Consider the following 16,832-nt stretch of genomic DNA (forward strand, 5'->3'; position numbering starts at 1 on the left):
GGGGCGCCGGCGGGGGCCGGGAACGCCGCCAGCAGGGACGGATCCTCATGAGCAGCGCACCTTCGGCAGGCATCTTCCAACCGCTCAAGGCGGACGATCCCGAAGTCGTGGGCGGTTACCGGCTCGCGGCGGTGCTCGGTGCGGGCGGCATGGGCAAGGTGTACCTCTCGTACACGCCGGGCGGCCGGCCCATCGCCATCAAGGTGATCCGGTCGGAGTTCAGCGAAGACCCGGAGTTCCGGCGGCGCTTCCAGCAGGAGGTACGGTCCGCGGAACGGGTCCAGGGGCTCTACACCGCTCCGGTCATCGACTCGGACACCGAGGGCTCCCAGCCCTGGCTGGCCACGGCCTACGTGCCCGGCCCCTCCCTCGCGCACGCCGTGGCCCACCACGGCGCACTCCCTCCGCGCAGCGTGCTGCTGCTGGCCGTCGGGGTCGCCGAGGCCCTGACCGTCATCCACGGCGCGGGCATCGTCCACCGCGACCTGAAGCCCGCCAACGTCCTCCTCGCCTCCGACGGCCCGCGCGTCATCGACTTCGGCATCGCCCGCGCGGCCGACAGCACCGCGCTGACCAGCACCGGCGTCAGCGTCGGCACCCCGGCGTTCATGGCGCCCGAACAGGCCTCGGCGGGCACGATCAGCCCGGCCACCGACGTGTTCGCCCTCGGCCAGATCGCGGCCTTCGCGGCGATCGGGTCCTCCGTCTACGGGGACGGGCCCTCGCACGCCGTGCTCTACCGGATCGTGCACGAGGACCCCGATCTCAGCGGGCTGCCCGAGGAGCTGCGGCCGCTGGTGACCCGCTGCCTCAGCCGCGACCCGGCCGACCGCCCGGCGCTGACCGAGGTCATCGCGCTGTGCCACGCCGCCGCGGGCACCGAGCCGCTGCGCCAGGGCGAGGACTGGCTGCCGCGCGCGGTCGCCGGTTCCATCACCGAGCGGGTGCAGCTGCTGCCCGCCCCGGCCCCCACCCCGCCTCCGAAGCCGGTCACACCGATTCCGACCGAGGTCTCCGCGCAGCCTCCGGCACCCTCCGCCGCGCCCGGGTACGCGCCCACCGGCCTGGCCGCCGCCCCGACGCAGGCCGCTCCGGCGCAGGCCGCTCCGGCGCAGGCCGCTCCGGCGCAGCCCGGGCCGGTGCCGCCCGGGCCGGCGACGGTGCCGCCCGGCTACGGGACGCCGCCGCCGTACGCGCAGCCTCAGCACCAGCAGCCTTCGTACGCGCAGCCCACGTACCCGCAGCCCGTGCACCCGCAGCCCTCGCGCCCGCAGCCTTCGTACGCCCAGCCCTCGTACGCGCAGCCCTCGTACGCGCAGCCCGGGTGGGGGCAGGCTCCGTACCCGCCCGCGCCGACCCGCCCCAAGCGGACCGGGCTGATCGTCACGCTGTCCGTCGTGGGTGCGGTCATCGGGCTCGCCGTCCTCGGGTCCCTGCTGCCGGACGACTCCAAGAAGAACGGTGCGGCCGGATCACCCGGCAGCGGCAGCGGCAGCACGGCGAGCGCGAGCGCCTCGCCGGGCGGGTCCGGCAAGCGCGCCGACCCGAAGCCGGTCTCGTACCAGCGCATCGAGATGCCCGAGAACCACCAGGTGATGTTCGCCGACAATCCGCCGCGCCCCGCCGAGACCAAGAGCGGCGTGCTCTACGGAAGCGGGGACCTCTTCTACTACCGGGACACCCTGTTCGGGGACGAGAGGTTCGGCACCGACAACGGCAAGCTCGTCCTGCTGAACAACTCCGAGAAGGGTTCCCTGGAGACCTGCCGCACGGTGACGCGCTTCACCGAGAAGCTCGGCCTCGACGAGCTCACGGACGGTTCTCAGGTCTGCGTGCTGAGCAAGGCCGGGCACATCGCCGTGGCGACCTTCCGCGGCAGGACGGGCGACAAGGAGTCGACCCGGTACCTCACCGTCGACCTCACGATCTGGCGCAACGCCCAGGACGCGGAGAAGGACTGAGCGGACACGGAGAAGGGGCGCCCCCCTGGCGGTGGGGCGCCCCGGTTCACGTGACGACAAGTGCTGCTGCCAGTGCTACGGGCAGTACTGCGCCTGCTTGCCGATCGACCGGTACATGCAGTCCGCGTTCTCCAGGAGCTGCAGCACCGCATCCTTGTTGAGCGCCGTCTCGCGTTCGATGACCTCGTCCGGCGGGTAGAAGCCGCCGCCGCCCGAGCTGGCCGGGTACATCTCGAAGGTGTAGCCGAAGATCTTCTGGTCGCCCCACAGCCAGTCGTCGATCGTCCCGTCGGTGATGTACAGGTCGCTCGACTGCTCCGGCGTGTAGCCGTTGCTGGCCGCCATGCTGGTGCCGATCTTCTTGAACACGGCCAGGTCGTCGGCGGTCAGGCCGGGCGCCGTGTCGTTGTACGTCCACCCGTACGGCCACAGCACGAGCTCGCTGTACGTGTGGAAGTCGATGGCGGCCTTGATCTGCTGCTTGCCGCCGACCACGCGGCTGCGCACGAAGTCGGAGACCGCCTTCACCTCGGGCGCCGACTCGGCGGCCGGGCCCCGGTAGGTCTCGGAGCTCTTGCTGCTGCTGGAACCGCCGCAGCAGCCGAACTTGTAGTTCCAGTTGCGGTTCTCGTCCGTGCCGACGTAGGAGGAGCCGGCGTTGGGCTGCCGGTTCTTGCGCCAGGAGCGGTACGAGCCGGAGGCGATGTCGTACTCGCCGCCGTCCGGGTTCAGGTCGGGGATGATCCAGATCTCGCGGTTGTTGACCATGTTGGTCACGCGCGAGTCCGTCCCGTACTTGGAGCCGAACTCCTTGAGCAGGTACAGGGCCATCTCGACGGTCAGGTGCTCACGGGCGTGCTGGTGCGCGGTGAAGAGCACCTCGGGCTCGGCCTCGTCGGTCGCGACGTTGTCGCTGATCTTGATCGCGACGAGGTCCCGGCCCTGGTAGGACTTCCCGATGACCCGCTTGCTGATGATCGAGGGGTACTGGGCGACGCGCTGGTCGATCTCCGCGCTCGCCTCGGCGTAGTTGTGGTAAAGCGCGTCCTTCGACGGGAAGTCGTTGATCCCGGCGGCGATGTCGCGCCCGTCGGAGCGGTCCGGCGGTCCGGGCAGCGCGGTCAGCTCGTAGCCGAGTGTGCGCAGCTTCTTGGCCTGCATCGGGTCGGCGCTGACGACGACCGAGCGGGCGTCCACCTCGTCGATGGAGACGCCGGTACGGAGCAGGGCGGTGCGTTCCGTCGCCGTGGACGGGCCCTGGATCTCGTACTGGGCGATCGACTCGTCCTGGGTGGCGGTCGACGGGGCGGGTGGCGGGGCTGCCGTCGCGCTCATGCCGTAGGCGGGTGCGCCGAGCGCGAGCGCGAGAAGGGCCGCCGTGACGGCGGCCCTTCGGCGGTGGTGGAGCCGCATGCGTTCTCCTGGGTGGGAGTGTGGGGGTAGCCGTGCGGACGCGCACAGCGTGCTCTCGTGGCATGTCCGGGTCAAGAACCCGAAACCGGCCAATCGGCCATCCCCACACACCTACCGGCTACGGCAGGCCGTGGACCTTCGGACCCACCGCGTTGGACCAAGCACTACCCGCCTTGGCGTCCCAGTTGGTCGACCAGGTCATCGCGCCGCGCAGTCCCGGGTAGGTCTTCGACGGCTTGAAGCTCCCGCAGGCCGTGCCCCTGGCCAGGCAGTCCAGCGCGTTGTTCACGATGGCCGGCGAGACGTAGCCGCTGCCCGCGCCGCTGGGGGAGGCCGGGACCCCGATGCCCACCTGCGAGGGGTCGAGCCCGCCCTCCAACTGGATGCAGGCCAGCGCGGTGAGGAAGTCCACCGAGCCCTGGGAGTAGACCTTGCCGTCACAGCCGAGCATCGCGCCGCTGTTGTAGTACTGCATGTTGACGACGGTCAGGATGTCCTTCACCGCGAGCGCCGTCTTGAAGTAGCCGCCCTGCGTGGACTGCATGTCGATGGTCTGCGGGGCCATGGTGAGGACGAGCGAGGGCCCGGCCTTTGCCGCCAGCGCGCGCAGCGCCTGGGTCATGTAGGTCGGGTTCAGGCCGTTCTCCAGGTCGATGTCGATCCCGGTGAAGCCGTACTCCTGCATCAGCGCGTACGCGGAGTTCGCGAGGTTGGTCGCGGACGCCGAGTCGTTGACCGAGATGGTGCCCTTCTCGCCGCCGATGGACAGGATGACGGACTTGCCGGCCGCCTTCTTCGCGGCGATGTCCGCCTTGAACTGGGGGACCGTGTAGCCGCCGAGGCCGGCCGAGTCGAGGTTGAAGGTGATGCCGCCGGGCGTGCTCGTGGCGTCGGCGAAGGAGACGGCGATGATGTCGTACTGCGCCGAGACGTCGGAGATCTTCTGGACGGTCGCGCCGTTGTCGAAGTTCTGCCAGTAGCCGGTCACCGCGTGCTTGGGCACCGCCGGGTTCGGGTTGCCGCCGCCGCCGGTGGTGGTGCCGGGGACGGCCGCGCCCTTGGCGCCCTCGCCGGCCGCGTTGTACGCGCTCACCTGGAAGGAGTACGTGGTCGACGCGGCGAGCCCGGTGATCTGCGCGGAGGTGCCCGAGGTCACGGTCTGGACGCGGACGCCGTCCTGATACACGTAATAGCCGGTGGCTCCGCTGACCGTGTTCCACGAAAGGGTGAGCCCGCTGGAGCTCTGGCCGGAAACGGCACTGCCGGCCGGGGCGCCGGGGATGGTCGGCGAGGGGTCGGTGCCGCCTCCGCCGTCGGGGCCGAAGACGCTGAACTCGTCGACCACGAAGCCCGGCTGGCCGTACCAGCCGTGGGTGTAGACGGTGACCTGGGTGGTGCTCGGTCCGGTGGTGAAGGTGGTGGACAGCTTCTGGAAGCCGCCGCCGGTGCCGGGGGTCCAGGTGGAGACGTCCTGGGTGCCGGTCCCGGTCGCGCCGAGGTACACGTACGAGCCGTTGACCTGCTCGCTCAGCGTGTAGGTCGAACCGGGCTTGACGGTGACGACCTGGCTGCACCGGGCGTTGTCCTGGCCCGCCGGGGTGGCCTTGAGGGCGCCGGCCCCCGCGAAGACGGGGGAGGAGACGACGGCGCCGCTGCCGGAGGTGCACGTCCAGTTGGCGAGGCCGGACTCGAAGCCGCCGTTGCGGACGACGTTGACGTCGGCGGCCTGGGCGGTGCCGGAGGCCAGGGCGGTGAGCCCGGCGGCGGCGAGGGTCACGGCGAGCGGGATGGCGAGGGAGCGTATGCGGTTCACGTGGGCTCCGGTGGGGGGAGTGGGGAAGTGAGGACGCGTCATAGGCATGTCTGGGGCAAGTGGGGTGCCCCAGGGCCAAGTTGGTCTAGTCCAATGTCCATGTCAAGAGTCTTTGCAATATGGCTTGAACCGATCGACCCGGCCGTCGTCTCGCGATCCTTGTTGTCCGGATTTTCCCGCCCTCCGTGACACGTGCCGGGGGCACGGGAATTCGCAAGGCCCTGCCCTGTCAGGAAGGACGCGGATATGGTGCTGGAGCAAGGGGGAAGGGTGTTGATCGTTTGCGGTCGCGCAGCATGCGCGCACGCACCGCGGTCAGGGGAACGCCCGTGGATGACCGGGTGAACGGGGGGATGCGCGTGCCGATCGCCATTGCTGTCACCAGCGCCGATCTGGTGCTGCCGGCCCCGGACCGGCACACTCCGGCCGCCGCCGTACTGCCGCCGCCCGAGGAGCTCGACCTGGAGGGCGCCCTCGCCCAGACGGCCGGCCTGCTGGAGCGCCACGGCCACCTGGTGGTCCTCGTACCGTCCTGGCTGCGGACCTCCGCCGTCCGCCGCCTGCACACCGTCCGGGCCATCCTGGAAACCGACCGGATCGCCCTCGTCGACGTCGATCTCCCGCCGCTGGGAACCGGCCTGCTGGCACGTCAGCTGCGCCAGCTCAGCGTCAGCGACTTCAGCCCCGGAGTCCTCGCCTCCGCCGCCCGGCTCCTGGCGCACTACATCTACGCGGGCGCCCTGCTCGGCTCGGTCGCCAAGCTGGACCGGGTACCGGTCGGGCTCAAGGCGCACGCCAAGTCCTGGTCCCCGAACGCCCAGTTCGCCGTACTGGCCAACCCGGCCCCGCACCTGGTCAAACTGGGCTCGGGCTCCGGCGGAACCCACGGCGGCGGCGCCACGTTCCCCCCGGGCCCCGAGTTCGCCACCCACCTCACCTTCGCCCGCGGCCAGCTCACCACCGACTGGGTGGCCACCGACCTGGCCCCCGCCTGGCGGGTCCAGGGCGTCATGGAGAACCAGCTGCCCGCCGACTCGCCCGCCTGGTGGGCCACACCGAAGCTGGTGGAGTTCGCGGCCGCCATCCCGGACCCCTCGGTGCTCTACCAGCTCGTCGCCTCGGTCCGCCGCGAGGAGTGCCGCTGGTGCGGCTTCGAGCTCATCGGCGACCGCTGCGGCTTCTGCGCCGCCCCGCTCCTCGCGCCGGCAGCCCCGCCCCCGACGGCGGCCGGGTCCGGATCCGGATCCGCCTCTGCGGCCCAGCTCCGTCCCAGATCCAGATCCAGACACTGACCGGCCCGAACGAATGAAGAACGGCGAGGTAAGACGGCCATGAACTCACGCCAGCGCCGCGGCGTCATCCTGCTGATCCTGTCGGTCCTGTGCGCCCTCGCCGCCTTCGGCGGAGTCCTCGTGGTGGTGGGAGACGTCAACTCCAAGGTCGGCAACGAGGTCGCCGCCTACCGGGTGAAGGGCGACATAGCCCCGTACACCCCCCTGGCGGCCGGCCAGTTCGAGCAGGTCACGGTCCCGAAGCGATGGCTGTCCGAGACCGCCGTCACCGACCTGGCCGTACTCAAGGACAAGCTGGCGCTCACCGCCCTGAAGAAGGGCTCGCTCCTCCAGAGCGACATGTTCGTCGACAAGCCGAAGCTCCAGGCCGGGGAGCAGGAGATCGCGATCATGATCGACGCCTCGACGGGCGTGGCGGGCAAGATCACCCCTGGATCCAAGGTCAACATCATCGGCACCTACAAGGGCAAGAAGCCGACCGACCCCGACCTGTCCGTGGTCATGGTGGCCAACGCCCGCGTCATCAACGTCGGCAAGCTGACCGCCCTCGACACCAAGGACAGCGACAAGAAGAGCCCCACCGACGCCGTCCCGATCACCTTCGCCCTGTCCACCAAGGACACCCAGCGCGTCGCCTACGCCGAGTCCTTCGCGGTGCACGTACGCCTGGCTCTGGTGGCCCCCGGCACCGATTCGGCGCCCAACCCGGGCGATCACTTCTACACCCTCGAAGGGGACAGGTGAGGCGCCGATGACCACCCGTATCCTCCCCGCGGTCGGCGACCCGGAATCCGCGCGCATCATCGCCACCCTGCTCAGCCAGCTCCCGGCCGCCGAGCCGGCCGCCCCCGTCCCCGACTCCACCTTCCTCCTCGACATGCTCGCCCGGCTGGCCGGCGAGTCGATCGACGAGCTGCCCGAGGTGGTCCTCGTACACGAGCGGATCGGTCCGCTCCCCGCCCTGGAGCTGATCCGCGAGGTCGCCCTGCGCTTCCCCGCGGTCGGCGTCGTCCTCCTCACCTCCGACGCGAGCCCGGCGCTCTTCTCCGCCGCCATGGACTCCGGCGCCCGCGGCCTGATCGGCCTGCCCCTCGCCTACGAGGAGCTCGCCGCCCGCGTCCAGGCCGCCGCCCAGTGGTCCGTAGGCGTACGCCGCCACCTGGGCCGGGGCCCGGAGCTGCCCAGCGGGCCGGGCGGCAGGGTCGTCACGGTCACCGGGGCCAAGGGCGGAGTCGGCGCCACCTTCGCGGCCGTGCAGTTCGCGCTCGCCGCGGTGGCGGCCGGCCGGCGTACGGCCCGACGTGCAGTTCCGCCGCTCCATCGCCGACCTCGCCGGCATCCAGGACATCTCCCCGCGGGTCCTCCAGGACGCCGTCTACGACGACCGCACGGGTCTCGCGCTGCTCCTGGCCCCGGCGGACGGCGAACGGGGCGAGGAGGTCGACGACCGCGCCGCCCGGCACGTGATCGCCGCCCTGCGCGCCCGCTACGAGCTGGTCGTCATCGACTGCGGCACCCAGGTGACCGGCGCCAACGCGGCCGCGGTGGAGCTGGCCGACGTGGCCGTCCTGGTCACCACCCCCGACGTGGTCGCCGTACGGGCGGCCAAGCGGATGGTCCGGATGTGGGAACGCCTCCAGGTCAGGAAGGCGGAGGAGACGACGACGGTCGTCAACCGCTGGACCAAGCAGACGGAGATCCAGCCCGCCCTGATCCAGAAGATCACCAAGACCCGGGCGGTACGCACCCCCGTGCCGGCCGCCTTCAAGGAACTCCAGGCCGTCGTCGACGCGGGCCGGGTCCAGGACCTCGACAACCGCTCGACGGTCAAGCAGGCCCTGTGGGCGGTGGCGGGGGAGCTGGGACTGCTCGCCGCCCCCGACGCGGAGCCGGCCGCCGTCCCGGAGCAGCCGGGCGGGGTTTTGGCCGTACGGGGCTCCGGCCCGGTGGCTCGCCTGCGAGGCGGCGACCGGGGCGCATTCGGACCGTGGTCGCGGCGCGGGCGGGAGGGCTGAGGGGTGGCGGGGCGGAGATGGGCCCGGGTGCGCGGCCGGGGTGATCAGGGGCAGGTGGCGATCGAGTTCGTCGGCATGCTCCCCTTCATCCTGCTCATCGTGGTGGCGGTGTGGGAGTGCGTGCTCATCGGGTACGCGTACTCCCTGGCCGGGAACGCGGCGGACGAGGCGGCGCGGGTGGGTGCGGTGGACGGCGTCGGCGCGTGTCAGGAGGCCGCGGCGGAGCACATCTCCGAGGCGTGGGACATGGGCACCCCGAACTGCTACGTGTCGGGGAAGCTCTTCAAAGCCGAGGTCACGCTCAACCTCCCGGTCCTGCTTCCGGGTCTCAACCTCGACATCGACATCGTCGGCACGGGCGGCTCCCCGAATGAGGAGGAGTGAGATGAACCGGAAGCCCACTATCCGCGACAACCATCGTGACCGGGGCCAAGTCGCCCTGGAGTACATCGGGTTCCTGCCCTTCCTGCTCCTGGTCGGGCTCGGCGGGATCCAGCTCGGCTGGACCGCGTACGTGACGCAGCAGGCCGAGACGGCCGCTCGTACGGCGGCGCGCGTGGAGGCGCGCAATCCGGGCGAGGGTGCGGCCGCCGGCAGGGCGTCGATCAGACCGAGTCTCGGCACGGCCGCGAGCACGGTCGTCGACGTGGCGTCGTTGCCTGACACGGTCACGGCGACCGTGACCATCATGATCAACTCGGTCGTGCCCGGGATCGACTCCCGCCCCGTCACCCGGACCGCCGTCATGCCCAACGACGATCCGAGGTGACCGCGCCATGAGCCTGCGTTCCAGGGTGAACACCCCCGACGACCGCCACAACCCGCGCGAGGACGGCCGCCTGGTCTCCTCGTACCGCGCGAAGCTGCTGGAGGAGATCGACCTCGCCGAGATGTCCGCGCTCGCGCCGACTGAGCGCCGCGCGCGCCTGGAGCGCGTACTCGGCCACATCATCAGCCGCGAGGGGCCGGTCCTCTCCACCGCCGAGCGCGCCCAGCTCATCCGCCGCGTCGTGGACGAGGCCCTCGGCCTCGGTGTGCTCGAACCGCTCCTCGAAGACCCCACCATCTCCGAGATCATGGTCAACGGCCCCGACCAGATCTTCGTGGAGCGCTCCGGCCGCGTGGAGCAGCTCCCGCTCCGCTTCGCCTCGCACGAGCAGCTGATGCAGACCATCGAGCGCATCGTCTCCACGGTCAACCGCCGTGTGGACGAGGCGAATCCGATGGTCGACGCCCGCCTGCCCAGCGGCGAGCGCGTCAACGTGATCATCCCGCCGCTCTCGCTGACCGGCGCCACCCTCACGATCCGCCGCTTCCCCCGCGCCTTCACCCTGCACGAGTTGATCGGCGTCGGCTCCCTCGACGAGCAGATGGTCCTCCTGCTGTCGGGGCTCGTGACGGCGAAGCTGAACGTGATCGTCTCGGGCGCCACCGGCACCGGCAAGACCACCCTCCTCAACGCCCTCTCCGGTCTGATCCCGGAGGGCGAGCGCATCATCACCATCGAGGACTCCGCCGAGCTCCAGCTCCAGCAGGCGCACGTCATCCGCCTCGAATCCCGCCCGGCCAACGTGGAGGGCAAGGGCGAGATCACCATCCGCGACCTGGTCCGCAACTCCCTGCGCATGCGCCCCGACCGCATCATCGTCGGCGAGGTCCGCGGCGGCGAGACGCTCGACATGCTCCAGGCGATGTCCACCGGCCACGACGGTTCGCTCGCCACCGTGCACGCGAACAGTTCCGTCGACGCCCTGATGCGCCTGCAGACCCTCGCCTCGATGTCCGAGGTGGAGATCCCCTTCGAAGCCCTCCAGGACCAGATCAACAGCGCCGTCCACGTCATCGTCCAGCTCACCCGCTTCGGCGACGGCACGCGCCGCATCACCGAGATCTCGCTCCTCGACTCGCACGGCCGCGAGCCCTTCCGCATCACGACGGTCTGCCGCTTCGCGGCGATGCCCATGGGGCCCGACGGCCGCGTCCACGGCCGCTTCGAGTACTACCCGCTGCCGCGCTGGCTCGCGGACCGCCTCTACATGAACAACCAGCCGATCCCGCAGGCCTTCGGGGTCGAGCCGGCGACGGTCGACCCGCTCACGGACCCCCTCACCGGCCCCCTGCCCGCCCGCATCACCCGGACCGCCTTGTGAACCCACTGGTCCTCCTCACCCTCGGCGCCACGCTGCTGGCCTGCGTCCTGGTGGTCGTCGGCCTCCACGCCTACGCCACGGGCCGCGCCCAGCGCGCCGCGCTCATCGAGCGCCTCTCGGCGACCGGCGTCCCCGCGCCCCTCGGCCGCAGGCGCCGCTTCCAGGGCGCGGACCGGCGCCTGCGCAAGACCCAGCTGGGGCGCGGCATCGAGCGCAAGCTCGCGGTGACCGGCCTGGACCTCACCGTGGGCGAGTACTTCGTCTACATGCTGGCCACGGTCGCCGGGATCTGGCTGGTCTCGGCCTCCTTCCTGGCCCCGTTCTTCGGCCCGGTGGCCGGGCTGATCGCCCTGTGGGGGGCCAACGCCTTCCTCAACTGGCAGCGGTCGCGCCGCACGGAGCGGTTCATCAACCAGCTCCCCGACCTGGCCCGGATCCTCGCCAACGCCACCCAGGCCGGCCTGGCCCTGCGGACGGCCATCGGCATGGCGGCCGAGGAGCTGGAGGCACCGGCCGGCGAGGAACTGGCGCGCGTCGCCGACCGGCTCGCGGTGGGCCACTCCATCGAGGAGGCCCTGGGCGAGATCGAAGAACGGCTGCCCTCCCGCGAGTTGGTCGTTCTGGTATCCACGCTCGTCCTGTCCGCCCGCGCGGGCGGCGCGATCGTCGGCAGCCTGCGCAACCTGACGGTGACGCTGGAGCAGCGCAAGGAGACCCGTAGAGAGGTCCGTACCCAGTTGTCCCAGGTCACGGCCACGGCCTACCTGGTGCCGGTGATGGGTGTCGGCTCGCTGCTCCTCGTCGACGCGATGATGCCGGGCGCGCTGGACCGGATGACCGGATCCGTCCTCGGCCAGACCCTCGTGCTGATCGCCCTCGGCCTCTTCGCGCTCGGGTTCCTCGCCATCCGCCGCTTGTCCAAGATCGACGTATGAGGAGGTCCGCATGATCGCGCTGCTCCTGGCCCTGGCCGTGGGCCTGTCGGTCTTCGGCGTGTTCCAGGGCGTCCGGCTCTACCGCGCCGACACCAAACTCCCGTCCGACCTGATGCTGGCCCTGGAGGTCGGTGCCACCCGCACGACGGCCGTCGGCTCGCTCATCGACCGGATCGGCATCCGCTACGCGCCGCTGATACTGCGCCTGATGGGCCCCGACCGGGTGGCGCGCAAACGCCGCCAGATCGACACGGCGGGCAACCCGTCCGGCCTGACCATCGACCGCTACGCCGCACGCCGTGCCGTCTACGCCTTCCTCGGCGGCGTCGGGGCCTTCGCCATGCTCATCAACGGCCAGCTGATCCTGGCCCTGTTGATGGTGGCCTTCGGCCTGTTCTGGATCGAGGCAGGCCTCTGGTCGGCGATCCGGATCCGCCGCGACCACATCGACCGGACCCTGCCGGACTTCCTGGACGTCCTCGCGGTGGTCGTCAGTGCCGGGCTCGGCTTCCGGCCCGCGCTGGAGCGGGTGGCGGACAAGTACGAGGGCCCGTGGTCCGACGAGATCCGGATCACGCTGCAACAGATGACCATGGGCGTCAGCCGCCGCCAGGCCTTCGACGAGCTGCGCCGGCGGAACGACTCCGAGCAGGTGGCGCAGTTCGTCACCGCCCTCCAGCAGGGCGAGGAACTGGGCTCCCCGATCGTCGACACCCTGATCGCCATCGCCGAGGACATGCGGCGCACGGACGCGCAGAACGCCCGCCGCAGGGCCGCCAAGGCCGTCCCGAAGGCCACTTTCGTCGTCACGATGTTCATGCTCCCCGGGACCATGATCCTTCTGATCGGCGGCTTCGTGTACGGAGCCGACGTCGACTTCGGCGCCATGTTCGGGGGCGGGTGAGCCATGACCTCCTCGCTCGACGCCACGGCGTCAGCCGCCGCACGGGACCGTCCGTCCGCCCGCCCCGCGGTGCAGCTGCCGATCGCCCTCCAGGCCAACGCCCTACAGGCGCTGTGCCGCCAGGTCTTCGCCTTCCGCCTCGTGATGATCGCCCTCGCGACGCCGGTGGTGCTGAGCCGCACGGCGCCCGGCGCGCCGACGCACCTCGCGGGCGGCGCGGTCCTGCTCACCTTCCTGCTGTCCTACGTCCTGCTCCGCGACTGGGAGCGCTTCGGACCGCTGCTCCTGCGCCACCGCTGGCCCCTGGCGGTCGACTGGGCCTTCTTCGGCGGACTCCTGTTCCTGACGGCCACCCCCGGCTCCCCGCTCCTCCTCGCCTCGGTGTGCACTCCACTCCTCGCCGGGATCGTCTACGGCCGGCCCGGCGCGGCGGTCTACGCGGTGGTCCAGGCGGCCGTGGTGGCGGTGGTCGCCGAGGCCCTGACGCTGGCGGTGCTCTGCGTCCTGGCGGGCGCGGCCGGGGCCAGCCTGCGCGGCCTGCTCCTCCGCTTCGGGACGGCCGGCCAGGCCCTGCTGGAGACCCGAGCCCGCCAGGCGGTGGCGGAGGCGGTGCAGGCCGAACGGGACCACTTGTCCCGCGAGTTGCACGACTCCGTCGCGAAGACCCTGCACGGCCTCGCCCTGGCCGCCGACTCCCTGACCCGTACGTCTGACCCGGCGACCCTCCGCCGCCAGGCCGCCCTGGTGTCCGGGGCGGCCCGCCGCGCGGTGGCGGAGTCCCGGGACGTACTGGCCGACCTGCGGCGGGACCTGGACGAGCCGGGGGTGTCCCTGGAATCGGAACTCCAGGCCCGGATAGCCCCCGGCGAGGCCGAGCTGCGCGTGACCGGCACCCTCCCGGTGGTGCCCGCCCCGGTGGCCCGGCACCTGCTGGCGGTGGCGGGGGAGGCCCTGGAGAACGCCCGGCGGCACTCGGGAGCCGCGCGAGTCACGGTCGAGGCGGCCGTAGCCGCGTCTGAGCTGGTGCTGGTGATCGAGGATGACGGCCGGGGCCTCCCGGGTGCCGTGGACCTCTCGACGCTGCACGGCGCGGGCCGCTTCGGCCTGATCGGCATGACGGAACGCGCGGCCGCGATCGGCGCCCGCCTCCACATAGGGGCCCGCCCGGATCGGCAGCAGGGGACACAGGTCCGCCTGGCCCTTCCTCTGACGGCCCTTGCCGCCGGGAGGGGTGCGTGATGGCGCCGCTGCGCGTGCTCATCGCCGACGACAACCCGGTCGTACGGGCCGGCCTGGCGGCCCTCCTGGGCACCGCCGAGGACATCCAGGTGGCGGCAGAGGCGGCGGACGGGCGCGAGGCGCTCCACCTGACTCGGCTCCACACCCCGGATGTGGTCCTGCTGGACGTACGGATGCCGGGCGTGGACGGCATCTCGGCGCTGCCGCACCTCGTGCAGCTCGCGCCGGTGCTGATGCTGACGTACAGCCAGGAGTCGGAGATCGTCCGGGAGACGCTGTTGCTGGGTGCGGGCGGCTACTTGGTGCACGGCGAATTCACGCCGGATCACCTCGTCGCAGCGGTCCGCGACGTCCGCGCCGGCCGGGCGCATTTCAGCCCGACGGCGGCCAGCGCGGTGCTCGCAGAACTCCGGACCTCTTCGCATCCGCAACGAACTGTGGGACAGTCGACGGAGCGTCTTCCCAACCATGCTGTGTTCGGGCTGAGTTCACGTGAGGAGGAGGTCATGGGTCTCATCGCTTCCGGCATGAGTAACCAGCAGATCGCAGCCAGTTGTTTTATCAGCGAGAAGACGGTCAAGAACCACATCAACCGGATCTTCGCGAAGCTCCAGACCGCTACGCGCAGCGAGGCGATAGCCCGTTGGCTGGGAACCGCCCGTCCGGGGGTGGCTGGCCATGGGTAGACGGAGTGCGCAGTGGGTCCGTAATTGGGTCCCGGGACCCTTTGCAACTGCTGGTGCGTCGACGTACCGTCCGCGAACCGATATCGGCGCCGGCTCTGGAGAGGACTCCCATGCAGAACCTCAAGCTGCTCAAGGCGATCGTGGAGCGGAAGAACCGCGTGCGGCAGGGTGGGGACGAGGGGCAGACGGTCTTCGAGTACCTGGGGATCATCGTGATCATTGGGTTGATCATCACGGCGATCATTGCGTCTGGGTTGGCGGGCGACCTCGTGGGTGCCATCGATGTGGCCTTGAAGAAGATCACGGGTTGATGACCGGCCCTGGCTCGCGTGACCGGGGCCAGGTCCTCCCTTTCTATGTCGCGATGATGGCCTGCCTGCTCTTCGCCGCGTTGGCCTTCGTCGTCGTCGGTATGGCGGGGGCCACGCGCAGCGATGCGCAGGGTGCCGCCGATGCGGCGGCGCTCGCCGCTGCCCGGGAGGCCAGGGACAACCTGCTCGTGGGCATGGATCTCCTCACGCTCACACCCGCTGACTGGGAAGACATTCTTGACGGTGATCGGCTGAACCTGAACGGGGCTTGCGCGAAGGCGAGCGATTTTGCCGCCTCGAACGGTGCCACTGCGGAATGCAGCCCTGGCGTTTTGAGGTTCACCGTCACCACGGAGACTCGCCAGGCGATCGGGGACACGGTTATCCCCGAAACCGAGAACATGAAGGGCCATGCCGCGGCGACTGCCGTGATCGAGCCTCGGTGCACCCTGCAGCCGGGGCCGACCCCCACAGCGACGCCGTCGCCCAGCGCGACACCCGGTCCGGTCGTCATCGACTGCAGGGGCCGAGGTGAGGTCAAAGTGAACCCCTCAACTCCAGGTTCATTGACCAAGCTGGCGAGGCAGCTCTTCAATGTGCGACTGATCAACTGACAACGACCCGACGGACAAGGAAGCGGAGCACATGGGCATTCGGCAGAAGGTGAAGGTCCGCGGGGGAGCGGCCGTTGCGGTTGCGGCGGTCTTGGCCCTCGCGTTGGCCGGGTGCGGCGGAGATGGCGGGAAGACGAAGGAGCCGACGAAGTCCGAGGCTCCCCAGAGCCAGGGGAGTAGTCCTCAGCAGCCCGCGCCCACCGCGAGCAAGGACTCGGGTCCTCTCGAAGTAATTGCTAAGGCGCAAGGTCCTTCCAGTCTTGTACTGGAGATCAATTCGGCTGTTCGTGACCAAGACGGGTATGTCACCGTCAGCGGTCAGATCAAGAACACAGGTTCCGAGCCGTTCGGCAAACTTGGGGCTCTGCGCGGCGAAGAGAGGACGGCCAGTCCTGGATCCGTTGCTGGCGCAAGCTTGGTCGACGCTGTTGGTAAGAAGCGCTACCTCGTGCTGCGTGACACAGAGGGGCGGTGTGCATGCACTACCGGTCTCGCGTCCATCTCGGGCGGGGAGAGCATTGCCTTCTTCGCGCAGTTCCCCTCACCACCGGCCACCACAACCGAGGTCGTGTTCGGTCTGCCGACCTTTGCCGCGGCCGCCATCAAAATCTCCGGGTGACCCCATGACCAAACGCCATCGCACCACAGCTGCCACAGCCGTTGCTGGCCTCGTCATCGCCGGGGCCCATTTCGTCGGCGCGACCAGTGCCTACGCGGACGATGTCACGCCGTCTGTGCCCCCGGGCACCGAACCTTCGGCCTCTGCTCCTCCGCCCATCAGGCCCGACTCCCCGGGGCTGAAACTTCCGCAGGGCGGCATCCTCGCACCCTCCAAGGTGCTGGACATGGTCGAGGTAGTCGAGGACATCGGGGGCGAGGAACGGCGCCAGGAGACGAACCAGACCGTCATGATGGCGCTGCAGTCCGAGGTGATGTTCCCCGAGGACAGTGCCATCTTCAACGCTCAGGCCGCCGCCCGTATCCAGGCCATCGCGCAGGAGATCAACACCCAGAAGGCCACCACCGTCCGGGTCTTCGGCTTCACCGACGACCAGGGCAGCTACGAGCACGGCAAGGAACTCTCCAAGAAGCGCGCCGACGCGGTCCAGGCCGAGCTGGCGAAGACGGTGACCAATCCCGGCATCACCTTCGACGTACGCGGCTACAGCGAGGACTACCCGATCGCTGACAACGGCACCGAGGAAGGCCGCAAGAAGAACCGTCGCGTGGAGATCACCTTCCCGCGCAGCGTCAAGTAGAGCCGAACCGTTCCGCCCCCGCTCCGGCGGGGGCGGGGTCAGTCCGTCAGCAGGTGGTCGGCCTTGCCGGCCTTGATGTCCCGGATGAGCTGGTGCAGGGCCTCGCGGGTGTCCGTGAGGTAGGTGTGCTCCTGTCCGGACAGGGCTATGTAGCTGTTGCCGTCCCCGTCCACGCCGATCCGGTAGCAGGAGTTCCCCTCGCCGCAGAAGGGATCCTCCCAGGTCACGTCGGTCACGGTG

The 16,832-nt window shown here is 70.5% G+C and carries 17 protein-coding genes and 1 pseudogene; 15 read left to right on the plus strand and 3 right to left on the minus strand.

Going from position 1 to position 16,832, the window contains the following annotated elements; translation table 11 throughout:
* Positions 1-47 precede the first annotated feature (47 nt).
* Positions 48-1,961 carry a serine/threonine-protein kinase gene (locus OG247_RS27160; protein ID WP_327254675.1) on the plus strand — a complete coding sequence of 638 codons (1,914 nt, stop codon included), beginning with the start codon at positions 48-50 and terminating at the stop codon, positions 1,959-1,961.
* A 75-nt stretch (positions 1,962-2,036) separates the two neighbouring features.
* Here the strand turns inward: OG247_RS27160 and OG247_RS27165 are convergent, their stop codons facing one another.
* Positions 2,037-3,374 carry a M14 family metallopeptidase gene (locus tag OG247_RS27165; RefSeq protein WP_327254676.1) on the minus strand — a complete coding sequence of 446 codons (1,338 nt, stop codon included), beginning with the start codon at positions 3,372-3,374 and terminating at the stop codon, positions 2,037-2,039.
* A gap of 118 nt (positions 3,375-3,492) precedes the next feature.
* Positions 3,493-5,229, minus strand: a complete 1,737-nt coding sequence (locus OG247_RS27170) for a chitinase (RefSeq protein WP_442813416.1) — start codon at positions 5,227-5,229, stop codon at positions 3,493-3,495.
* 311 nt (positions 5,230-5,540) lie between these two features.
* Here OG247_RS27170 and OG247_RS27175 point away from each other — a divergent pair, with 311 nt between their 5' ends.
* The 14 genes and pseudogenes from OG247_RS27175 (at position 5,541) to OG247_RS27240 (ending at position 16,592) form a co-directional block, all read left to right on the plus strand.
* Entirely contained in the window at positions 5,541-6,479 is a 939-nt protein-coding gene (locus OG247_RS27175; RefSeq protein ID WP_327254678.1) for a hypothetical protein, read from the plus strand.
* 39 nt (positions 6,480-6,518) lie between these two features.
* Positions 6,519-7,223 (plus strand): Flp pilus assembly protein CpaB, encoded by a 705-nt coding sequence (gene cpaB, locus OG247_RS27180; protein ID WP_327254679.1) that lies wholly within the window; start codon positions 6,519-6,521, stop codon positions 7,221-7,223.
* 7 nt (positions 7,224-7,230) lie between these two features.
* A pseudogene (locus OG247_RS27185) lies at positions 7,231-8,494 on the plus strand (AAA family ATPase).
* A 54-nt stretch (positions 8,495-8,548) separates the two neighbouring features.
* Positions 8,549-8,878, plus strand: a complete 330-nt coding sequence (locus OG247_RS27190; protein ID WP_327254680.1) for a TadE/TadG family type IV pilus assembly protein — start codon at positions 8,549-8,551, stop codon at positions 8,876-8,878.
* Position 8,879: 1 nt separating this feature from the next.
* Entirely contained in the window at positions 8,880-9,263 is a 384-nt protein-coding gene (locus tag OG247_RS27195) for a TadE/TadG family type IV pilus assembly protein (protein WP_327254681.1), read from the plus strand.
* 7 nt (positions 9,264-9,270) lie between these two features.
* Positions 9,271-10,644 (plus strand): CpaF family protein, encoded by a 1,374-nt coding sequence (locus OG247_RS27200; protein WP_327254682.1) that lies wholly within the window; start codon positions 9,271-9,273, stop codon positions 10,642-10,644.
* On the plus strand, positions 10,641-11,579 hold the full coding sequence (locus OG247_RS27205; protein WP_327254683.1) for a type II secretion system F family protein: 939 nt from the start codon (positions 10,641-10,643) through the stop codon (positions 11,577-11,579). The genes OG247_RS27200 and OG247_RS27205 overlap by 4 nt, the downstream gene beginning before the upstream one ends.
* 13 nt (positions 11,580-11,592) lie before the next feature.
* Positions 11,593-12,483, plus strand: coding sequence for a DUF5936 domain-containing protein (locus tag OG247_RS27210; RefSeq protein WP_327257641.1), 891 nt, complete (start codon positions 11,593-11,595; stop codon positions 12,481-12,483).
* 3 nt (positions 12,484-12,486) lie between these two features.
* Complete coding sequence (locus tag OG247_RS27215) at positions 12,487-13,722, plus strand: sensor histidine kinase (RefSeq protein ID WP_327254684.1); 1,236 nt, start codon at positions 12,487-12,489, stop codon at positions 13,720-13,722.
* Entirely contained in the window at positions 13,722-14,408 is a 687-nt protein-coding gene (locus OG247_RS27220; RefSeq protein ID WP_327257642.1) for a response regulator transcription factor, read from the plus strand. Before OG247_RS27215 ends, OG247_RS27220 begins: the two co-directional genes overlap by 1 nt.
* A gap of 110 nt (positions 14,409-14,518) precedes the next feature.
* On the plus strand, positions 14,519-14,719 hold the full coding sequence (locus OG247_RS27225) for a hypothetical protein (RefSeq protein WP_327254685.1): 201 nt from the start codon (positions 14,519-14,521) through the stop codon (positions 14,717-14,719).
* A complete protein-coding gene (locus tag OG247_RS27230; RefSeq protein ID WP_327254686.1) occupies positions 14,719-15,333 on the plus strand; it encodes a pilus assembly protein TadG-related protein in 615 nt (204 codons plus the stop codon). Before OG247_RS27225 ends, OG247_RS27230 begins: the two co-directional genes overlap by 1 nt.
* A gap of 31 nt (positions 15,334-15,364) precedes the next feature.
* Positions 15,365-15,952, plus strand: a complete 588-nt coding sequence (locus tag OG247_RS27235; protein ID WP_327254687.1) for a hypothetical protein — start codon at positions 15,365-15,367, stop codon at positions 15,950-15,952.
* A 4-nt stretch (positions 15,953-15,956) separates the two neighbouring features.
* Positions 15,957-16,592: an OmpA family protein gene (locus tag OG247_RS27240; protein WP_327254688.1), complete on the plus strand. Its 636-nt coding sequence runs from the start codon at positions 15,957-15,959 to the stop codon at positions 16,590-16,592.
* Between the two features lie 38 nt (positions 16,593-16,630).
* Here the strand turns inward: OG247_RS27240 and OG247_RS27245 are convergent, their stop codons facing one another.
* Positions 16,631-16,828: a hypothetical protein gene (locus tag OG247_RS27245; RefSeq protein ID WP_327254689.1), complete on the minus strand. Its 198-nt coding sequence runs from the start codon at positions 16,826-16,828 to the stop codon at positions 16,631-16,633.
* Positions 16,829-16,832 lie beyond the last annotated feature (4 nt).

The sequence above is a fragment of the Streptomyces sp. NBC_01244 genome (assembly GCF_035987325.1).
GTDB lineage: Bacteria > Actinomycetota > Actinomycetes > Streptomycetales > Streptomycetaceae > Streptomyces.

What these genes read in the sequence shown, in the direction of transcription:
- OG247_RS27160 (WP_327254675.1), top strand. Translation starts at nt 48, where the DNA reads ATGAGCAGCGCACCTTCGGCAGGCATCTTCCAACCGCTCAAGGCGGAC.
- OG247_RS27165 (WP_327254676.1), bottom strand. Translation starts at nt 3,374, where the DNA reads ATGCGGCTCCACCACCGCCGAAGGGCCGCCGTCACGGCGGCCCTTCTC.
- OG247_RS27170 (WP_442813416.1), bottom strand. Translation starts at nt 5,229, where the DNA reads ATGACGCGTCCTCACTTCCCCACTCCCCCCACCGGAGCCCACGTGAAC.
- OG247_RS27175 (WP_327254678.1), top strand. Translation starts at nt 5,541, where the DNA reads ATGCGCGTGCCGATCGCCATTGCTGTCACCAGCGCCGATCTGGTGCTG.
- cpaB (WP_327254679.1), top strand. Translation starts at nt 6,519, where the DNA reads ATGAACTCACGCCAGCGCCGCGGCGTCATCCTGCTGATCCTGTCGGTC.
- OG247_RS27195 (WP_327254681.1), top strand. Translation starts at nt 8,880, where the DNA reads ATGAACCGGAAGCCCACTATCCGCGACAACCATCGTGACCGGGGCCAA.
- OG247_RS27200 (WP_327254682.1), top strand. Translation starts at nt 9,271, where the DNA reads ATGAGCCTGCGTTCCAGGGTGAACACCCCCGACGACCGCCACAACCCG.
- OG247_RS27215 (WP_327254684.1), top strand. Translation starts at nt 12,487, where the DNA reads ATGACCTCCTCGCTCGACGCCACGGCGTCAGCCGCCGCACGGGACCGT.
- OG247_RS27220 (WP_327257642.1), top strand. Translation starts at nt 13,722, where the DNA reads ATGGCGCCGCTGCGCGTGCTCATCGCCGACGACAACCCGGTCGTACGG.
- OG247_RS27225 (WP_327254685.1), top strand. Translation starts at nt 14,519, where the DNA reads ATGCAGAACCTCAAGCTGCTCAAGGCGATCGTGGAGCGGAAGAACCGC.
- OG247_RS27230 (WP_327254686.1), top strand. Translation starts at nt 14,719, where the DNA reads ATGACCGGCCCTGGCTCGCGTGACCGGGGCCAGGTCCTCCCTTTCTAT.
- OG247_RS27235 (WP_327254687.1), top strand. Translation starts at nt 15,365, where the DNA reads ATGGGCATTCGGCAGAAGGTGAAGGTCCGCGGGGGAGCGGCCGTTGCG.
- OG247_RS27240 (WP_327254688.1), top strand. Translation starts at nt 15,957, where the DNA reads ATGACCAAACGCCATCGCACCACAGCTGCCACAGCCGTTGCTGGCCTC.